Genomic DNA, 16,927 nt, shown 5'->3' on the forward strand with positions numbered 1-16,927 from the left:
CGCGCGACCACGTGGGCGACGGATCGAGCGCTCGCGCGGGAGCGCGCTCCCGCACGTGGCGCGACGGGTGCGGGGCACGCGCCCCACGGGTCTGGTGGCGCGGGCGCCTCGTGACGCAGCGTCAGGCCGCAGCGCGACTGCGATCGGCGCCGGCGCTCCCTGCAGGCGCGCACTGGCGTACGGCATGCTCCATCGGATCGCGCTCGCGCGCGACGCTTCCGTCTGCACCCAATCGCATCGCGCGCCAGCACGCGCCTGCAAGAGCGCTTCGACGCGCAGTCGCCAGAGGCGCGCGTGCGCGCGATCATTCCAGCTGCAAGCCGCCCGCCGCCTGATGCAGCGCCCGCAGGCGCGATCCGAGCATCTCCACGTTCCGGTCCAACCCCACGATCCGCGCCTGCGCGTCGGGTGACAATGCGGACCGGGCCTCGTCTTCGAGGCGACCACGCAGGCCGCGCAGCGTCGCGGCACCTGCTTGCACGTCGTGCTGCAGCGCCGACCGTTCCGCCGCATACGGCAGTCCATAACCGCCATCGAGCAGCTGGGCCGGCCGGCTGAGACCATCGCCTGCCGCCAGCAGCGCCCGCAGGGTCGCGACTGCAGGCGCGGCGTCTCCCGACTGTCGCGGATCGAGCAGCTGGCGCTTCAGCACGTCACGAAGGCGCAGCTCTTCCCGTCGTCGCGCCGCATGTTCGAGCACCAGCAGCGCCGCGCCATCGCGCAACTGCGCGTCCGCGAGCCAGGGCGCGCGTGCGTCGGGCGACAGATCCAGCCAGTCGTCGACGCGCGTGACGGGCAGCGGCTGCGCCGCGCGTGCGATGTCGAGCAGCGCCTGGTACTCCGCATCCGCGGACGGGAAGTAATAGCCGGCGCGCACCGCATCCTCGCGATCGAGCACGGCCGGGTCCGCATCGCCGCTGCGCACGAGTTTCCGCAGCAGGCCGGTCGGCGTGATGCTGCGCAGCCGCGCATCGGACAGACGCGGCACGCCGGTCTGCAGCAGCTTCCAGGTCTCGACCGCGCAGTTGTTGCCGATGAAATAGTAGCGGCCGTCGTAACTCCAGTGCAGGTGCGCGGCCTGGGTCAGCAATGATGCGATCTCGTGCGGCGACAGCTGCAGCGGGATCGACTGCAGGCCGCGCAGCTCGATCCGCGTGTAGTCGTCGATCACCTGGTCGAGCGGCAGCACGAACAGGCGCGAGGGATAGCGCCCGGTCAGTCCGCGCAGGCTGGAGATCTGCACGTCGTCGACGAAGGCGCGGAACGACAACACACGGTGATGCGCGAGGTCGAGCCGGCAGTCGGGACCGGGCGCGCGGCCCGGCGCGCAGAGCACCAGCCGGAGCATGCTGTGACCCCAACGGCTCATCGGCCGCGTATTGCCCTCGGCCAGCAGATAATCGACGGCATAGACGCGCGCTGGATCGAGCGCGAGCAACGGAGAGGCATCCGCTGCCGGCTCCGCCTGGACGAACGGCAGTTCCGGCGCGCAGGTCGCCTGCGGCGGCGCCCAGTCGAAGTGCGCGGCGAAATGGGCGTGCAGCGCGGGCCGGCGGCAGGCGTATTCGGCGTCGAGCAGGAAATGCTCGAGATTGACCGCGACGAATTCGGCCGGCGACGTCCGCTCGTACGCGTCGGGACTGCGGTCGCGCATCGCGTTCTCGCGCACGCGCATGCCCAGACGCAACGGCTGCTGCGGCCAACCGGCGAGATCGAGCAGGCGCGGCTCGCGCGACAGGCCGCCATGGGGCGAGCGGTCGTAGCGATGCGCCAGTTCGTGCAGCAGCGCGGCCTGCAGCGGCCGTGCCTGCGTGTCGCCGGCCAGCAAGCCGCGACGCAGACGCAGGTGCGGTCCCAACGTACGCCCGTGCACATCGGCCGGCAGATCGTCACGCCAGTCGAGGACGACATCCAGGTGCGTGGCGTCGCGCCACGCGGGCGGCAGGCGCGCCAGCACCTCGGACACGGCCGCATCGGCGCGGGCCGACTCGGCTGGCGTCAGCGTTGCACCCTCGACCTGCTGCACGACCGTCCAGCCTGCCGCCGACGCGAGCGGCGCCAGCAGCCAGGCCGCCAGGAGGAACGCGGCGCGCGGCAACAGGCGCGCCGACCGGATCAACGCGCCAGGATCGCCTGCGCGAGGGCCAGATCCGACGCGTCGCGCGCGGACGCCCGGGTCTCGCGCAGATGGCGCAACGCCGCTTCCAGGCGCGCGCCGCGGATGCGGCCGTCGCTGGCGACGAACCCGGCGGCGTCCTCGCGTGCCTGCAGCACCACCTTGTCGTCGCCCGAGCTGCTGCCCGACGAGGCCGACGAGCCACCGGACGAGGCGCCCGCGCTGGTGCCGGCGAAACTGCCGGCGAACGCCGTCGCGGACAGGCCGCTCAGCAGGAGGACGGAAGCGAGACGGAGCAGCATGGGCGGTGGTCCGGGAAGCGGGAAGGTGCGGACACTCTAGCGCCGCCGGATTGCAGGCGGCTGAACCTGCGGTCAGTCGAAGACCTTGCCGGGATTGAGGATGCCGGCCGGATCGAGCGCCGCCTTGATGCCGCGCATCACCGCGATCTCGCCGTCGCTGCGGGTCGAGCGCAGATACGGCTTCTTGACCAGGCCGATGCCGTGCTCGGCCGAGATGCTGCCGCCGTGCGCCTGCAGCGTCGCCGCGAGCAGCTTGGTCACGCGCTCGCATTCGACGACGAAATCCGCGTTCGCCATGTTGGCGGGCTTGAGCACGTTGATGTGCAGGTTGCCGTCGCCGATGTGGCCGAACCAGACGACCTCGAACTGCGGATACTCGCGCGCCAGCAGCGCCTGGGTTTCGGCCAGGAACGCCGGCATCGCCGAGATCCGCACCGAGACGTCGTTCTTGTACGGCACGTGCGGCGCCAGGCTCTCGGTGATGCCTTCGCGCAGTCGCCACAGCTGTGCGGCCTGGGCGTCGCTGTGGCTGATGACGCCGTCTTCGACCCAGCCCTGCTCGGTGCAGTGCTCGAACGCGGCCAGCACCTGCACTTCCTGCGCCTCGTCGCCGCTGGCGAATTCGGCGACGACGTAATACGGATACGTCGCGTCGAACGGCGCCTGCGCGCCGTGGGCCAGCACGTGGTGCAGCGCGCGATCCGTGAAGAACTCGAACGCCTCCAGCCGCAGGCGCGTCCGCAGCGTCGTGAACACCTGCATCAGCACCTCGAACGAGGGCAGCGCGAGCAGCATCACGCTGGTCTGCGGCGGCGGCTCGGCGAGCTTCAGCGTCGCTTCGACGATGACACCGAGCGTGCCCTCCGACGCCACCGCGAGGTGCCGCAGGTCGTAGCCGCTGGAGTTCTTGACCAGGCCGCGGTTGAGGTCGAGCAGCTCGCCGGTGCCGGTCACCAGCTTGACGCCGGCGACCCACTCGCGCGTGTTGCCGTAGCGCAGCACCCGGATGCCGCCGGCGTTCGTCGCGATGTTGCCGCCGATCGAGCACGAGCCACGTGCCGCGAAGTCGACCGGATACTGCAGCGCGTGCTCGCGTGCGGCGCCCTGCACCGCTTCCAGCGCGATGCCGGCCTGGACGGTCAGCAGCCGGTCGACCGGATCGAAATCCAGCACCCGCTGCATCCGCTGCAGGCTGAGCACCAGCTCGCCATCGGCCGCGACCGCGCCGCCCGACAGGCCCGTGCGCCCGCCCGACGGCACCACCGCCACGGCGTTGTCGTGCGCCCAGCGCATCACGGCCTGCACTTCCTCGACATCGGCCGGCAGGGCGATCGCCAGCGGCGCGGGCGTCCAGCGCCGGGTCCAGTCGACACCGTAGTGCGCCAGATCCGCCGCGTCGGTCTTGAGCTGCAGCGCCGGCACCGCGGCCTGCAGGCTGGCGATGCGCGGATCGGACGCGGTCGGTTCGGACATGCGGGCGGCAACCAGGGAAACGGGGGACGGCCAGCCTGCCAGCCGCGTCCGGTGCCGTCCAGCGCCGTGCCACGACAGCGGTGCCGCGATTCTGTCACCATGGCCGGCCCACCGGCAGCCGCGTTTCCGTGCGGGTTTCCGGGCCGAATTCCCCGACCGAGTCCGTGATGCACAAGACCTCGTTTCCGAAGCGGGACATCCGCGTGCTGCTGCTCGAAGGCGTCAGCCAGAGCGCCGTCGACACCTTCCGGGCCGCCGGCTATTCGCAGATCGACCTGCACGCCAAGTCCCTGCCCGAGGACGAACTCCGGCAGCGCATCGCCGAGGCGCACATCATCGGCATCCGCTCGCGCACCCAGCTGAGCGCCGAGGTGCTGGCCGACGCGCGCCGGCTGATGGCGATCGGCTGCTTCTGCATCGGCACCAACCAGGTCGACGTCGAGGCCGCGGAACGCGCCGGCATTCCCGTGTTCAATGCGCCCTACTCCAACACCCGAAGCGTGGCCGAGCTGGTCGTTGCCGAGGCGATCATGCTGCTGCGCGGGATTCCGCAGAAGAACGCCGAATGCCATCGCGGCGGCTGGAGCAAGTCGGCGCTCGGCAGCCACGAGGCGCGGGGCAAGACCCTGGGCATCGTCGGCTACGGCCACATCGGCACCCAGGTCGGCGTGCTGGCCGAATCGCTGGGCATGCAGGTGCTGTTCCACGACATCGAGACCAAGCTGTCGCTCGGCAATGCGCGCAGCGCCGTGAGCCTCGAGGACCTGCTGGCGCGCAGCGACGTGATCACCCTGCACGTGCCGGAAACGCCGGCGACACACCGGATGTTCGGCGCCGCCGAACTCGCGGCGATGAAACCCGGCGCGCACCTGATCAATGCCGCCCGCGGCAGCGTCGTTGACATCGATGCGCTCGATGCCGCGCTCCGCTCGGGCCAGATCGGCGGCGCGGCGATCGACGTGTTCCCGGTCGAGCCCAAGGGCAACGACGACGCGTTCGAATCGCCGCTGCTGGCGCACGACAACGTGCTGCTGACCCCGCACGTCGGCGGCAGCACGCTGGAGGCGCAGGACAATATCGGCATCGAGGTCGCAGCCAAGCTGGTCCGCTACAGCGACAACGGCAGCACGCTGTCGGCAGTCAATTTCCCGGAAGTGACCCTGCCCGAGCACCTCGGCAGCCGCCGCATCCTGCACCTGCACCGCAACGTGCCCGGCGTGCTGTCGCGGATCAACGAAGTGATCTCGCGCGAGCGGATCAACATCGACGGGCAGTACCTGCGCACGGATGCGGACAAGAACAGGCCACCCACCTGCGCGCCGAGCTGGCGAGTATCGACGGCACGCTGCGCACGCGGGTTCTTTACTGAGAGCAGGATCGCAGCAGCGGACGCGGGTTGCGCAATACGCCGCCGCGCGTGCGACGTGAAGGTGGCGATTCAGTGCAGCGCCCCGCCTGCGTCCAGGGTTTGAATACAGGAGCGCGCTCGTGCGGACTGCATGTGCTGCCGCGCTCGTCCGCACATCCGCTGGCCCGACCGGCATGCGCCGGCGGTCCGGTCGCGCGCCAGCGCGGTCCTACAGGCGATTGCGGCGGCCGGAAGGTGTGCCGCGTCAGGCCGTCGCGCGCGCGCGCCACTTGCGCGCCATGCGCCGGAGTGAGGCGTCGTAGCCTTCTCCGTCCACGATCTCGGCGAGCGACCGCCACGCCAGCGCGTGTGACTCCTCGCTGACGACGAACGTCTCGTCCTCGCCCGCATGGACCACGTAGCGCACGTCGTAGTGCCAGTGCGCCGGCACGCCCTTGTGCTCGGGAATCCAGTGCCGGTCGAGATCGAAGACCGTCGGCGCCACGTGCACCTCGCGCAGCCCGGTTTCTTCCTCGGTCTCGCGCAGCGCCACGCGCGCGAGATCGCGGTCGCCGTCGGCGTGGCCACCGGGCTGCAGCCACAGCCCCAGCTTGCGGTGATGAGTCAGCAGCGTGCGCTGGCCGTCGCCGCTGATGACCAGCGCCGATGCGGTGAAATGCCCGGCCAGGCGTGTGCGCAGGAACGGATCCTCGGCATCGCCGAGCAGTGCGTCGAACAGGTCGACCGTCGCCGCCTCTTCGGGATACCACTGGCGGTAACCGGCGAAGGCACCGGCGAGTGCGGTCGTCTGGACTTCGGTTTCGGTTGGCGCGTTCGACATCGTTTGCTGCATCGCGTCACGGCGGAGCGCGCAGCATCGGTGTTCGGCGCATGGCGCACAAGCGGTGTCCCCGTTGCTTGTGCCGGAACGCTGCGTTTGGCAAGGTACGGCGGTTACCGTTCCGGTCTGCGTCGCAGATCGTCACGTGGTCGCGCTGTCCGCAGCGCGGCGCCGCCAGCACAACCGGGGAGTCCGATGTTCAAGAACCTGATGATTACCAAGCCGATCGCGGCGCAACCGCATGTGGATGCGGGCGAGCCGGTCGAAGGCAGCCTCGGCGGCGAAGTCGGCTTCAAGCGCACGCTGACCGCCAAGCATCTGGTGATGCTGGGGCTCGGCGCGGTCATCGGCGCGGGCATCTTCGTCATCACCGGGACCGCGGCGGCCAACCATGCCGGCCCGGCGATCATGCTGAGCTTCGTCATCGCCGGGTTCGCCTGCGCGATGGCGGGCCTGTGCTACGCGGAATTCGCGGCGATGATCCCGGCCTCCGGCAGCGCCTACAGCTACACGTACGCGACGCTCGGCGAGGCGCTGGCCTGGTTCGTCGGCTGGAGCCTGGTGCTCGAATACCTGTTCGCGGCGTCCACGGTCGCGGTCGGCTGGTCCGGCTACACCGTCAGTTTCCTCGAGAGTTTCGGCATGCACCTGCCCGCGGCGCTGACCCAGGCACCGATCAACTTCTGCACCCACGAAGCGGCCCAGGCCGGCGTGTGCGAGTTCGGCAAGTTCGTCACCACCGGCGCGCTGTTCAATCTGCCGGCGGTGCTGATCATCGCCGCGGTCGGCGTGCTCTGCTACGTCGGCATCACCCAGTCGGCGACCGCCAACGCGATCATCGTCTCGATCAAGGTGCTGGTGATCCTGCTGCTGCTGGGCTTCGGCGCGCAGTACGTCGATACCCAGAACTGGCTGCCGTTCGTGCCGGAAAACCAGGGCGGCGACCGCTTCGGCTGGGAAGGCGTGCTGCGCGGCGCCTCGATCGTGTTCTTCGCCTACATCGGCTTCGACGCGGTTTCCACCGCGGCCCAGGAGGTCAAGAACCCGCAGCGCGACATGCCGATCGGCATTCTCGGCTCGCTGGCGCTGTGCACGCTGATCTATATCGCCGTCTCCGCGGTGCTGACCGGCATGGTGCCCTACACCGTGCTGGGCACCGCGAAGCCGGTCGCGACCGCGCTGGAGGCATTTCCCGCGTTGGGCTGGCTGAAGACCCTGGTCGAGATCGGCGCGATCGCCGGCCTGACCACGGTGATCCTGGTCATGCTGATGGGCCAGCCGCGCATCTTCTTCTCGATGGCGCAGGACGGCCTGCTGCCGCGTTTCTTCAGCGCGATCCACACCCGCTTCCGCACCCCGCACAAGGGCACGGTACTGGTCGCGTTCGTCGCGGCGATCATGGCGGCGTTCCTGCCGATCCAGCTGCTCGGCGACGTGGTGTCGATGGGCACGCTGGTCGCGTTCGCGACCGTCTGCCTCGGCGTGATGGTGCTGCGTCGCACCCAGCCGGACCTGCATCGCCCGTTCCGGGTGCCGGCGGTGTTCGTCGTGGGCAGCCTCGGCGTCGCGGCCTGCCTCGGCCTCGTCGCGACGATGCCGCTGCTGAACTGGATGGTGCTGCTGGCCTGGACGATCATCGGCTTCACGATCTACTTCCTCTACGGCTACAAGCACAGCAAGCTGCGGCAGCAACTGCCGCGCTGATCCGCGTCTCCGCACGGCCCGCTTCCCGCGGGCCGTGTGCATTGCGCGGTGCGCCGCGCGTCCACGGAATTCGACCATGACCGCCTCCGCCAAGAAGATCGGCCCCGTGCTGGCGACCTTCGTCGTCGCCAACAACATGATCGGCTCGGGATTCTTCCTGCTGCCCGCGTCGCTGGCCAATGTCGGCGGCGTCACCGCGTTCTCGTGGCTGCTCGGCACCATCCTCGCGGTGATCCTCGGCGGCGCGTTCGCGCGTCTCGCACGGCAGTACCCCGATCTCAATTCGCCGGACGACTACGTACGGCCGGCGCTCGGGCGCGACATGGGGTTCCTGGCGACGACGCTTTACTGGATCTCGTCCTGGATGGGCAACAACGCGATCGCGGTCGCGGCGTTCGGCTATCTGGTGATCCTGCTGCCGATCGACGATGGCGGCGGCGTGCGCCTGGTGGGCCAGATCGTGTTGATCTGGCTGATGTTCGCGCTGAACCTGCTGGGCCCGCGCTCGATCGCACGGTTCCAGTCGATGTGCGTGATCTTCGGCCTGCTGCCGGTGGTCGGCCGACATCTACCGCGACGGCTGGAACGTCAGCGGGAACTCCGACACCGCCGTGGTCTTCGGCGCGCTGGCGTCGGTGTTCTGGGCCTTCGTCGGCCTCGAGACCGGCGCGATGGTCGCGGGCATCGTGCGTAATCCCAACCGCAACGTGCCGATCGCCACGCTCGGCGGCATCCTGATCGCGGGCGTGGTCTACCTCGTTTCGTCGGTGCTGATGATGGGCATCGTCCCGGCCGCCGAGATGGCCGCATCGAGTGCGCCGTTCGCGCTCGTCGCCGGGCAGATGTTCGGGCCCTGGGCGATTCCGCTGATCGCGGCCGCGGCCGCGCTGAAAGCCACCGGCACGCTCGGCGGCTGGATGCTGGTCACCGGCGAGTCGGGTGCGCGCGCGGCGCAGCGCGGCTTCCTGCCTGCCGTGTTCGGGCGCATGCGCGCCAATGGTTCCGCGGGCTGGGGCCTCTTCATCATCGCCCTGTCGATGACCGGCATCGCGATCCTGACCCAGGCGCCGACGGTCGGCGAGCAGTTCGGCACGATCATCGAGATGGTCGTGACCCTGGTCGTCATGGCTTACGTCGCCGCCGGCCTGAGCCTGCTGCTCGGCACCCGACACCGCCGCCCGACCGGCAGCGACCGGGCCCTGGGCATGGGCGCGCTGGTGGCCTGCGGCCTGCTGGCGTGGTCGACCGATACCGACATCCTGGTCGGCGCGATGATCGTCGCGCTGCTGGCCTGGGCGGCGTACCGCGGTTTCTCGCGCCGCCGCGACGAGCCGCCGGCCGCGTGACCCGCGGGCGCGGCGCAACGAACCCGCCGTCGCCTCGCGCTAGACTTGCCGCATGACCGCCGCCCCGCCCCCGCCCTACGACATCCACCGCCTGCGCGAGCTCGCCGGCGAACTCATCGTCAACATCCGCGAGCTGGCCCAGGCCGGCTGGACGCCCGCGACGAGCAGCAATTTCTCGCGCCGGCTCGATGCGCAGCATGCCGCGATCACCGTGTCCGGCCGCGACAAGGGCCGCCTGAAGGAAGACGACATCATGGTCGTCGACTTCGACGGTCAGGCCGTCGGCAGCGACCGCCGGCCCTCGGCGGAGACGCTGCTGCACACGCAGCTCTACCGGCGGTATCCGGAGATCGGCTGCATCCTGCACACGCATTCGCCGACCCAGACGATCGCCTCGCGCCTGTTCGCCGGCGCCGGTCACGTGCGGCTGGAGGGTTACGAGCTGCTGAAGGCCTTCGCCGGCAACAGCACGCACGAGATCGCCGTCGACGTGCCGGTGCTGCCCAACAGCCAGGACATGCCGACGCTGGCCGCACAGGTCGACGCGCTGCTCGATTCGCAGCCGATGTGGGGCTACCTGATCGATGGCCACGGGCTCTACGCCTGGGGCCGCGACATGGCCGAGGCGCGTCGCCATCTCGAGGCGTTCGAGTTCCTGCTGCATTGCGAGCTCGAACTGCGCCGGCTGGGCGCCCGCGCCTGACCGGACCACGGATGGAACGCCTGCGTTCCGCTGCGGTCCACATCGGCGCCGTGCCTGCCTGCTAGGCTGCTCGTCCCGTTTCCCCACGAGCCGACCGCCATGAGCCGTCTCCGCGTCTTCGCCGACACCGCCCCCGACACGCCGCTGTTCGACAGCCGCGACGGCGACGCGATCGCCCGCGAACTGCAGACGATCGGCGTCACCTTCGAACGCTGGAAGGCGACCCGTCCGGTCGCCGCGGGCGCCACGCCCGACGAGGTGCTGGCCGCCTACAAGGGCGACATCGACCGCATCAGCGCCGAGCGCGGGTTCAATACCGTCGATGTGATCAGCATCGCGCCGGACAATCCCAATCGCGAGGAACTGCGCAAGAAGTTCCTCGAAGAGCACTACCACAACGAAGACGAAGTCCGTTTCTTCGTCGACGGCTCGGGCCTGTTCACCCTGCATGTCGAGGGCAAGGTCTACGAGATCGAATGCGTCAAGGACGACCTGATCGGCGTGCCCGACGGCACGACTCACTGGTTCGACATGGGCAGCGAGCCGCGCTTCGTCGCGATCCGCTTCTTCGAGCAGCCCGACGGCTGGATCGGCCATTTCACCGGCTCCGACATCGCACAGAAATTTCCGCGCTACGAGCCCGGTTCACGCTGAGGGCGCTGCGAAGACTGCCGTTGTTTCGGCGCCACGCTCCGTGTGGCCGCGTGCTGTTCGCGCCGTCAGTCCCGCGTTTGCCGGACTAGCGGCGTCAAAGCGACCCTCTGTTCCCCGGCGCGCTCGCCGTCGGCCGGCAGGCGGGGCGGCGCGACAGCCGACGCCTTACACTTTCCCGCCCCGACATCGGCTGACGCGCAGATGATCCTGACTGACATCGAAGGCACCACGAGCAGCATCTCGTTCGTCAAGGACGTGCTGTTCCCCTACGCGCGGCGCCAATTGCCGGCGTTCGTCGCCGAGCACGGCCAGGATCCCGAGGTGCGGCGCTGGCTCGATGCGGTGGCGGTCGAGAACGGCGGCATCTGCGACGACGCCGTCATTGTCGAAACGCTGCAGGGCTGGATCGACGCCGATCGCAAGCACACCGCGCTGAAAGCGCTGCAGGGACTGATCTGGCAGGCCGGTTACGAGGATGCCGATTTCACCGCGCACCTGTATCCCGACGCCGCCGATGCGCTGCGGCGCTGGCATGCGGCCGGCGAACGCATCGCGGTCTACTCGTCCGGGTCGGTCGCGGCGCAGAAACTGCTGTTCGGCCACACCGATGCCGGCGATCTCACCGGCCTGTTCTCGGCGTTCTTCGACACCGAAGTCGGCGGCAAGCGCGAGGCCGCGAGTTACGCCCGCATCGCCGCGTTGCTCGGCGTGGCGCCGGCCGACATCGTGTTCCTGTCGGACGTGGTCGAGGAACTCGATGCCGCGCGCGCATCGGGGCTGCGCACCGTGCTCGTCGACCGGCGCGAGGACTATCCCGAACCGCGCGACGCCGCCGCGGCCAACGGCCACCCGCGCGTCGTCCGCTTCGACCAGATCACACTGGACGCCTGACATGGCGCCGCGCGTGATGCCGTCCCGCCGCACCGCGCGTGGATGGCTGTGTGCGCTGCTGCTGTGCCTCGCCGCGCCGGCGCTGGCCGCGCCCGGGAAGACCGCCAAGCTCGACGTCGGCGCGCTCGCCGGGGCGATGGCGCTGCGCGATCGCGCCCTGATCGACGCCGCTGTGGCCGCGATGCCGGCGCAGACGGGCGGCACGCCCGCGCTGTACATCGTCGGCATGGCCGGCGACAGCACCGAGGACGTGTTCCGCAACGAGGTGCGCTTCCTGGTCGAACACGTCGCGCCGCGTCTGGGCGCCGCGCAGCGGGCCCTGCCCCTGGTCAACCATGTCGACAGTCTCGACGCCGCGCCCGCCCCGTTGGCGACGGCCGCCAACCTGCGGCACGCGCTGGCGGCACTGGCGGCGCGCATGGATCCCGACCGCGACGTGCTGCTGCTGTACATGACGATGCACGGCACGGAGACGCACGAGCTCGTCGTCCGATTGCCGCCACTGGTCGACGAAGCCCTCACGCCGACGCAGCTGCGCGACGCGCTCGACGATGCCGGCATCGTTAACCGGGTCGTGGTGCTGTCGGCGTGCTACGCCGGCGGCTTCATCCCGGCACTGCGCTCGCCCGACACACTGGTCATCACCGCGGCGCGCGAGGATCGCCCCTCGTTCGGTTGCGGCAGCGATGCGACGATCACCTTCTTCGGCCAGGCCTGGCTGCTGGACGGCCTCAACGCCGACCCGGGCTTTGCCGGCGCTTATGCACTGGCGACGCGGGCAATCAAGCGCCGCGAGCGCAAGCTCGACTTCCCGCGCTCGATGCCGCGTCTCGACCTCGGCGATCGCATCGCCCCGACACTCGCGCGCCTGCAGGCCACGTATCCCGAGTTGCCACCGGCGGTATATCCGTATCCGGTCTCGCCTTGAGGTTCCGGTGGCGGCATCCGGGCGTCTGATGGCGGCGTCCGCGTTTCATCCGGAAGACGTGCCGGCATCCACTGGGGATCCGGGGGCCGCTGCGATGGGCGATCCGCGTCTGGCGCGAACGGGTTCTCGATTGCATTGCGGTGGTGCTGGCCGTCGACGGCAGGACTGCCCTCGGGCACGTATCTCCGCGCATCGATGCGCAACCGACGCTTCGACGCCGCGCGATTCGCGCGCCAGCGCGCCGCTGCACGCTGCTGGGAACCGATGACCGACACGTCGACACGCGAGACTGATTCTCGTTTCGTCACGTCGCCGATGCGCTCGCTAGAATCCGCCGGCGCTGCCAGCAAGCCGACGCCAGCCAGCACGCGCCACGACCGCCCGCCAGCCGACGCGCGCCAGCCGGTCGACTCCAGAGCCCGCCCAACGCGGGCTTTTGTTTTTTCCGGATGTCGCCATCCGCAGACGATCCGCGCGCGTGGTCGCCCGGCGACGCGGCCGCGATCACTTGGTGGGTTCGTCGAAATCGTCGAGCCGGTACCCGATCCGCGCACGCTGCTCGCCATGCCAGGCATCGAACGCGCGGACCTCCACCTGGTGCGGGCCGGTCTCCAGCTCCGTCGCCAGTGCGCCGCGCCACAGATGCGTCGACGGCACGGCCTCGGGTGAGCGGTCGCGTCCGCGCAGGCGGTCGCTCTGGTCGTCGCGCGCGTTCTCCAGCACCAGCCGCGGATCGGGACGTGCGACGCGCCGCATGGGCTGCCACTCGCCTTCGTCGATGCGGAACTCGACCCGCGTATCGGCCTGCCCCATGTAGACGTTCGCGTAGACGCCCCACGCCGGATAGGCGCCCCGGCGCAGGACCTTCGGCGCATGCAGCGCCATCGCGGCCGTCGTCGACGGATCGTCCGGCGACAAACGCGCGGGCTGCCAGGCGAGGCGATACGCGCCGTCCCTGTCGATCTGCAGCCGCGCGAATCCGTGGGGCGTGCCGTCGGCCATCGTCGCGTCGGGAATGCCGTCGGCATCCTTGGCGCCGCTCCAGAACGCGCCGCTGGCCGCACCGACGTTGTATTCGTGCAACGGAGTCGCGCCGTGCCAGCCGCTCGCCGCGCCATGGAACACGTGCTGCTGGGTGTGGCGATGGCCGGTCAGCAGCAGCACCTGCGGGAACTCGGCGAGTAGCGCGAACAGGCGCGCGCGATCGGCGGCACGTACCGTCGGCGGGCGACCCGCCTCGGCCGTGTCGAACCACGGCACGTGCGCGGCGACCACCAGCAGGCGGTCGCGCCGCGCCGACGCGAGATACGCCTCGATGAAGGCGAACTGGTCCTCGCGCAGGCCACCGACGTAAGCGGACTGTTCGCCCGGCTGGTAGACCACGTTGTCGAGCACGAGGAACGACGCCTGCGGCTCTTCCCACGCGTAGGTCTCGGGGCCGAAGACATGGCGATAGGAGGCGGTCGACGCGGGATCGCCGGATGCATCGAAATCGAGGTCGTGGTTGCCGGGCGCGTGCAGCCACGGCGTGTCGAGCCGCGCAGTCGCCGCGTTGATCGCGGCGTACAGCGCCGGGTCGTCGTTGGTCACGTCACCCAGCGTCAGCCCCAGCCGTGCGCGCGGACCGCCCGCGGCCGCGTCGACGATGGCGCGGTCGTAGTACCCCACTTCCTCGATGCTGGTGGTCTGGGGATCACTGAAAACCAGCGTCTCGAGCCCGGACGCCCGCGACGCACGCCAGAACGCCGGCAGCGCCCCGTCGCGCGGCAGGCGGTAACCCGGCGGCTTGACCACGAACACGATCCCGGCCTCGCCCGACAATCCGCGGTAGCGCCCTGCCGCATCGGTCTGCACGAGGCCCGTGCCGTCGGAGACGACGACGCCCGCCAATCCCGCGTCGCCGGCTTCCTCGCGTGCGTCGCCATCCCGATCGACGAAGACGCGGCCGCTGTCGCAGGCCAGTACGGGCATCGCGAACGCGCCTGCGGCGGCCAAGAGCACCGGCGGGAGAAGGCGACGCAATCGCGACATGGGACGCACTCCGGCAGGTCGGGGCCGCCGATTATGCCCGCAGGTGATTTCACGCGGCCGCTGCTCTACGCTTCGTGCGTTCGCTGGGACCGAAGGATCGGCCGCCATTGCGCGGAATAGACGGACATTGGGGCATGACCGCATGAAGCATTCCCGGGGCGCGGCGCGCCCGTGGCGTTGGCGGCGCGTCGCCTGGCGCTGGTTGGCCTGGATGGCGTTCGCCTGGCTGCTGCCGTCGCTGGCGTGGTCGCAGACCGTCGAGCTGACGGCCGACATCGCCGACCGCGCCCTGTCGCCCGATGTCCGTTTCCACCACGACCCGGCCGCCACCGACGACGTCGACGCCGCCTGGCGACGCGTCGAGGCCGGCGGCTTCGCGCCGTTGCCGGCCGGCAACGATGCCTTCGGCTTCCAGCGCGGCGCGTTCTGGTTCCACGCGCGCCTGGTCAACCGCAACGTCGACGAGACGCGCTGGCTGCTGGTGCAGGAATATCCGCTCAGCGACCGCGTCGACGTGCACGTGCGCTATCCCGACGGGCGCACCGTCCACCAGTCCGGCGGCGACCACATCCGCTACCGCCATCCGAACTTCCTGCTCGACCTGCCGCGCGACACGCCGGTCGACGTGCTGGTGCGGGTGGAGAGCCAGAGTTCGATGCAGGTGCCGCTGCACCTGTACACGCAGCACGCGTTCACCGAAGTCTCGCGCGACGCGCAGCTGGCGATCGGGTTGTACTACGGCATCCTGCTGGCGCTGTTCTTCTACAACCTGGTGCTGTGGCTGTCGCTGCGCGACGCCAGCTATTTCTGGTACCTGTGCCACATCACCGCGTTCGGGCTGGTGCTGTTCACGCTTAACGGGTTCGGCTTCGAATACCTGTGGCCGCACTCGGCGTGGGTGGCGGACCATTCGGTGCCGATCTCGATCTGCCTGGCGCTGATCGCGATGCTGCAGTTCTCGCGCACCTTCCTGGAACTGCCGCGGCGCTGGCCGCGCGGCAACCTGCTGCTGCTCGCGCTGATGGCGTTCTTCATCCTGTTCGCGATCGCGTCGCTGTGGCTGCCGCTGCGCCTGTCGACGCCGATCGCATCGCGCGCGGTGCTGGCCGGCGTCGCCGGCATCGTCATCGCCACCGTCTACGTGCTGCGCCAGGGCTATGCGCCGGCCAAGCTGCTGCTGCTGGCGTGGTCGATGTTCCTGCTCGGCACGGCGGTGTTCACCCTGCTCGCCTTCGGCCTGCTGCCGAAGAACTTCGTCACCGAATACGGCGTGCAGATCGGCTCCGCACTGGAAATGCTGTTGCTGTCGATCGCCCTGGGCCACCGCTATGCCGCGCTGCGCAACGAGAACCAGCGCATCGTCGACGACGCCAACCAGCGGCTGGAACGCAAGGTCGCGCAGCGCACCCAGGAGGTCCGCAGCACGCTGCTGCAGCTGGAGGAAGCGCACGGCCGCCTGCGCGATTCCAGCCGCCGCGACGGGCTGACCGGCCTCTACAACCGCGCCTGGTTCCACGAGGCCTTCGGCCAGCTCGTCGAGGACGCGCGCGCCAGTGGCAAGCCGCTGTCGCTGCTGATGATCGACCTCGACCACTTCAAGTCGATCAACGATGCCCACGGGCATCTCGCCGGCGACGATTGCCTGCGCTGGGCGGCGCGCCGGATCGGGCGCACCGTGCGCCCCGTCGATGCGCTGCTGGCCCGCTTCGGCGGTGAGGAGTTCATCGTCGCCCTGCCGGGTCAGGATCTCGCCGGCGCGGTCGCGATCGCCGAAGCGATCCGGCGCTCGCTGACCGAGGCGCCGTGTCCGTCGGGCCCGCTCGATATCGCGGTCACCGCCAGCATCGGCGTGCACCAGATTCCCGCGCACGCGGCCGCGATCGACCAGGCGCTCGCCTGCGCCGACCGCGCGCTGTACCAGGCCAAGGCGACGGGACGCGACCGGGTCTGCATCGCCCAGCCGTCCCTGCACTGACCGGCGCGCTCAGCCCTCGCGGTCGCGCAGCCGCTGCTCCAGCGCGTCCAGCCCCAGCCCGCGCGCGCGCAGCAGCACGAGCAGGTGGTAGACCAGGTCGGCGGATTCGCCGAGCAGCGCATCGTCGTCCTCGACCACGCCGGCCAGCGCGGTCTCGACGCCCTCCTCGCCGACCTTCTGCGCGATCCGGCGCAGGCCGCCGTCGAACAGGCGCGTGGTGTAGCTGCCCTCGGGCCGTTCGGCCGCGCGCGTGGCGATGGTGGTCGCAAGCCCGGCGATCGTGCTGCCCGGCGCATCGGCGAAGCAGCTGGCGCGCTGCAGGTGACAGGTCGGACCATTCGGCCGCGCGAGCACCAGCAGGCTGTCGCTGTCGCAATCGCCCTGCAGCGACACGAGATCGAGGAAATGCCCGGATTGCTCGCCCTTGGTCCACAGTCGCTGCTTGCTGCGGCTGAAGAACGTGACGCGGCCGCTGCGCCGGGTTTCCGCCAGGGCCTCACGGTCCATGTACCCGAGCATCAGCACGCGCAGCGTGGTCGCGTCCTGGACGATGGCCGGCAGCAGGCCACCGGTCTTGTCCCAGTCGAGGGCGGAGGGATCGAAGGCGTTGGTCAT

The 16,927-nt window shown here is 70.2% G+C and carries 14 protein-coding genes and 1 pseudogene; 9 read left to right on the forward strand and 6 right to left on the reverse strand.

The features are described 5' to 3' along the window. Positions 1-304 precede the first annotated feature (304 nt). From CJ022_RS10350 to CJ022_RS10360, 3 genes are all read right to left on the reverse strand, one after another. Positions 305-2,119: a DUF7844 domain-containing protein gene (locus CJ022_RS10350; protein WP_233198698.1), complete on the reverse strand. Its 1,815-nt coding sequence runs from the start codon at positions 2,117-2,119 to the stop codon at positions 305-307. Continuing rightward, positions 2,116-2,418, reverse strand: coding sequence for a DUF2388 domain-containing protein (locus tag CJ022_RS10355; protein ID WP_101926563.1), 303 nt, complete (start codon positions 2,416-2,418; stop codon positions 2,116-2,118). Before CJ022_RS10355 ends, CJ022_RS10350 begins: the two co-directional genes overlap by 4 nt. Positions 2,419-2,490: 72 nt before the next feature. Next, a complete protein-coding gene (locus CJ022_RS10360) occupies positions 2,491-3,891 on the reverse strand; it encodes an FAD-binding oxidoreductase (RefSeq protein ID WP_101926564.1) in 1,401 nt (466 codons plus the stop codon). 167 nt (positions 3,892-4,058) lie between these two features. Between CJ022_RS10360 and serA the strand changes: the two are divergent. Next, positions 4,059-5,260: pseudogene (gene serA, locus CJ022_RS10365) on the forward strand (phosphoglycerate dehydrogenase). A gap of 244 nt (positions 5,261-5,504) precedes the next feature. On the opposite strand, the gene CJ022_RS10370 reads toward serA, so the two are convergent. Then, positions 5,505-6,080, reverse strand: a complete 576-nt coding sequence (locus CJ022_RS10370) for an NUDIX hydrolase (RefSeq protein ID WP_101926694.1) — start codon at positions 6,078-6,080, stop codon at positions 5,505-5,507. Positions 6,081-6,275: 195 nt separating this feature from the next. Between CJ022_RS10370 and CJ022_RS10375 the strand changes: the two genes are divergently transcribed. From CJ022_RS10375 to CJ022_RS10405, 7 genes are all read left to right on the forward strand, one after another. Then, the gene (locus CJ022_RS10375) at positions 6,276-7,784 is read left to right on the forward strand and encodes an amino acid permease (protein ID WP_101926566.1); all 1,509 of its coding nucleotides are present in this window, start codon (positions 6,276-6,278) and stop codon (positions 7,782-7,784) included. Between the two features lie 76 nt (positions 7,785-7,860). Continuing rightward, on the forward strand, positions 7,861-8,478 hold the full coding sequence (locus tag CJ022_RS17645) for an amino acid permease (RefSeq protein ID WP_101926567.1): 618 nt from the start codon (positions 7,861-7,863) through the stop codon (positions 8,476-8,478). Further along, positions 8,396-9,130 carry an amino acid permease gene (locus tag CJ022_RS17650; protein WP_158238399.1) on the forward strand — a complete coding sequence of 245 codons (735 nt, stop codon included), beginning with the start codon at positions 8,396-8,398 and terminating at the stop codon, positions 9,128-9,130. Before CJ022_RS17645 ends, CJ022_RS17650 begins: the two co-directional genes overlap by 83 nt. 52 nt (positions 9,131-9,182) lie before the next feature. Continuing rightward, on the forward strand, positions 9,183-9,833 hold the full coding sequence (locus CJ022_RS10390; RefSeq protein WP_101926569.1) for a methylthioribulose 1-phosphate dehydratase: 651 nt from the start codon (positions 9,183-9,185) through the stop codon (positions 9,831-9,833). A 99-nt stretch (positions 9,834-9,932) separates the two neighbouring features. After that, complete coding sequence (locus CJ022_RS10395; RefSeq protein WP_101926570.1) at positions 9,933-10,487, forward strand: 1,2-dihydroxy-3-keto-5-methylthiopentene dioxygenase; 555 nt, start codon at positions 9,933-9,935, stop codon at positions 10,485-10,487. Positions 10,488-10,688: 201 nt separating this feature from the next. Next, positions 10,689-11,378: an acireductone synthase gene (gene mtnC, locus CJ022_RS10400; protein ID WP_101926571.1), complete on the forward strand. Its 690-nt coding sequence runs from the start codon at positions 10,689-10,691 to the stop codon at positions 11,376-11,378. Between the two features lies 1 nt (position 11,379). Then, a complete protein-coding gene (locus CJ022_RS10405; RefSeq protein WP_101926572.1) occupies positions 11,380-12,306 on the forward strand; it encodes a C13 family peptidase in 927 nt (308 codons plus the stop codon). Between the two features lie 504 nt (positions 12,307-12,810). Here CJ022_RS10405 and CJ022_RS10410 read toward each other — a convergent pair. Further along, positions 12,811-14,337: a calcineurin-like phosphoesterase C-terminal domain-containing protein gene (locus CJ022_RS10410; protein ID WP_101926573.1), complete on the reverse strand. Its 1,527-nt coding sequence runs from the start codon at positions 14,335-14,337 to the stop codon at positions 12,811-12,813. Between the two features lie 142 nt (positions 14,338-14,479). Here CJ022_RS10410 and CJ022_RS10415 point away from each other — a divergent pair, with 142 nt between their 5' ends. Further along, the gene (locus tag CJ022_RS10415; protein WP_158238400.1) at positions 14,480-16,312 is read left to right on the forward strand and encodes a sensor domain-containing diguanylate cyclase; all 1,833 of its coding nucleotides are present in this window, start codon (positions 14,480-14,482) and stop codon (positions 16,310-16,312) included. Positions 16,313-16,321: 9 nt separating this feature from the next. On the opposite strand, the gene hisIE is transcribed toward CJ022_RS10415, so the two are convergent. Next, a complete protein-coding gene (gene hisIE, locus CJ022_RS10420) occupies positions 16,322-16,927 on the reverse strand; it encodes a bifunctional phosphoribosyl-AMP cyclohydrolase/phosphoribosyl-ATP diphosphatase HisIE (RefSeq protein WP_101926575.1) in 606 nt (201 codons plus the stop codon).

The sequence above is a fragment of the Luteimonas rhizosphaerae genome (assembly GCF_002849595.1).
GTDB lineage: Bacteria > Pseudomonadota > Gammaproteobacteria > Xanthomonadales > Xanthomonadaceae > Luteimonas > Luteimonas cellulosilyticus.

What these genes read in the sequence shown, in the direction of transcription:
- CJ022_RS10405 (WP_101926572.1), top strand. Translation starts at nt 11,380, where the DNA reads ATGGCGCCGCGCGTGATGCCGTCCCGCCGCACCGCGCGTGGATGGCTG.
- mtnC (WP_101926571.1), top strand. Translation starts at nt 10,689, where the DNA reads ATGATCCTGACTGACATCGAAGGCACCACGAGCAGCATCTCGTTCGTC.
- CJ022_RS10390 (WP_101926569.1), top strand. Translation starts at nt 9,183, where the DNA reads ATGACCGCCGCCCCGCCCCCGCCCTACGACATCCACCGCCTGCGCGAG.
- CJ022_RS10395 (WP_101926570.1), top strand. Translation starts at nt 9,933, where the DNA reads ATGAGCCGTCTCCGCGTCTTCGCCGACACCGCCCCCGACACGCCGCTG.
- CJ022_RS10415 (WP_158238400.1), top strand. Translation starts at nt 14,480, where the DNA reads ATGAAGCATTCCCGGGGCGCGGCGCGCCCGTGGCGTTGGCGGCGCGTC.
- CJ022_RS10410 (WP_101926573.1), bottom strand. Translation starts at nt 14,337, where the DNA reads ATGTCGCGATTGCGTCGCCTTCTCCCGCCGGTGCTCTTGGCCGCCGCA.
- CJ022_RS17645 (WP_101926567.1), top strand. Translation starts at nt 7,861, where the DNA reads ATGACCGCCTCCGCCAAGAAGATCGGCCCCGTGCTGGCGACCTTCGTC.
- hisIE (WP_101926575.1), bottom strand. Translation starts at nt 16,927, where the DNA reads ATGACCAACGCCTTCGATCCCTCCGCCCTCGACTGGGACAAGACCGGT.
- CJ022_RS10360 (WP_101926564.1), bottom strand. Translation starts at nt 3,891, where the DNA reads ATGTCCGAACCGACCGCGTCCGATCCGCGCATCGCCAGCCTGCAGGCC.
- CJ022_RS10370 (WP_101926694.1), bottom strand. Translation starts at nt 6,080, where the DNA reads ATGTCGAACGCGCCAACCGAAACCGAAGTCCAGACGACCGCACTCGCC.
- CJ022_RS10355 (WP_101926563.1), bottom strand. Translation starts at nt 2,418, where the DNA reads ATGCTGCTCCGTCTCGCTTCCGTCCTCCTGCTGAGCGGCCTGTCCGCG.
- CJ022_RS10375 (WP_101926566.1), top strand. Translation starts at nt 6,276, where the DNA reads ATGTTCAAGAACCTGATGATTACCAAGCCGATCGCGGCGCAACCGCAT.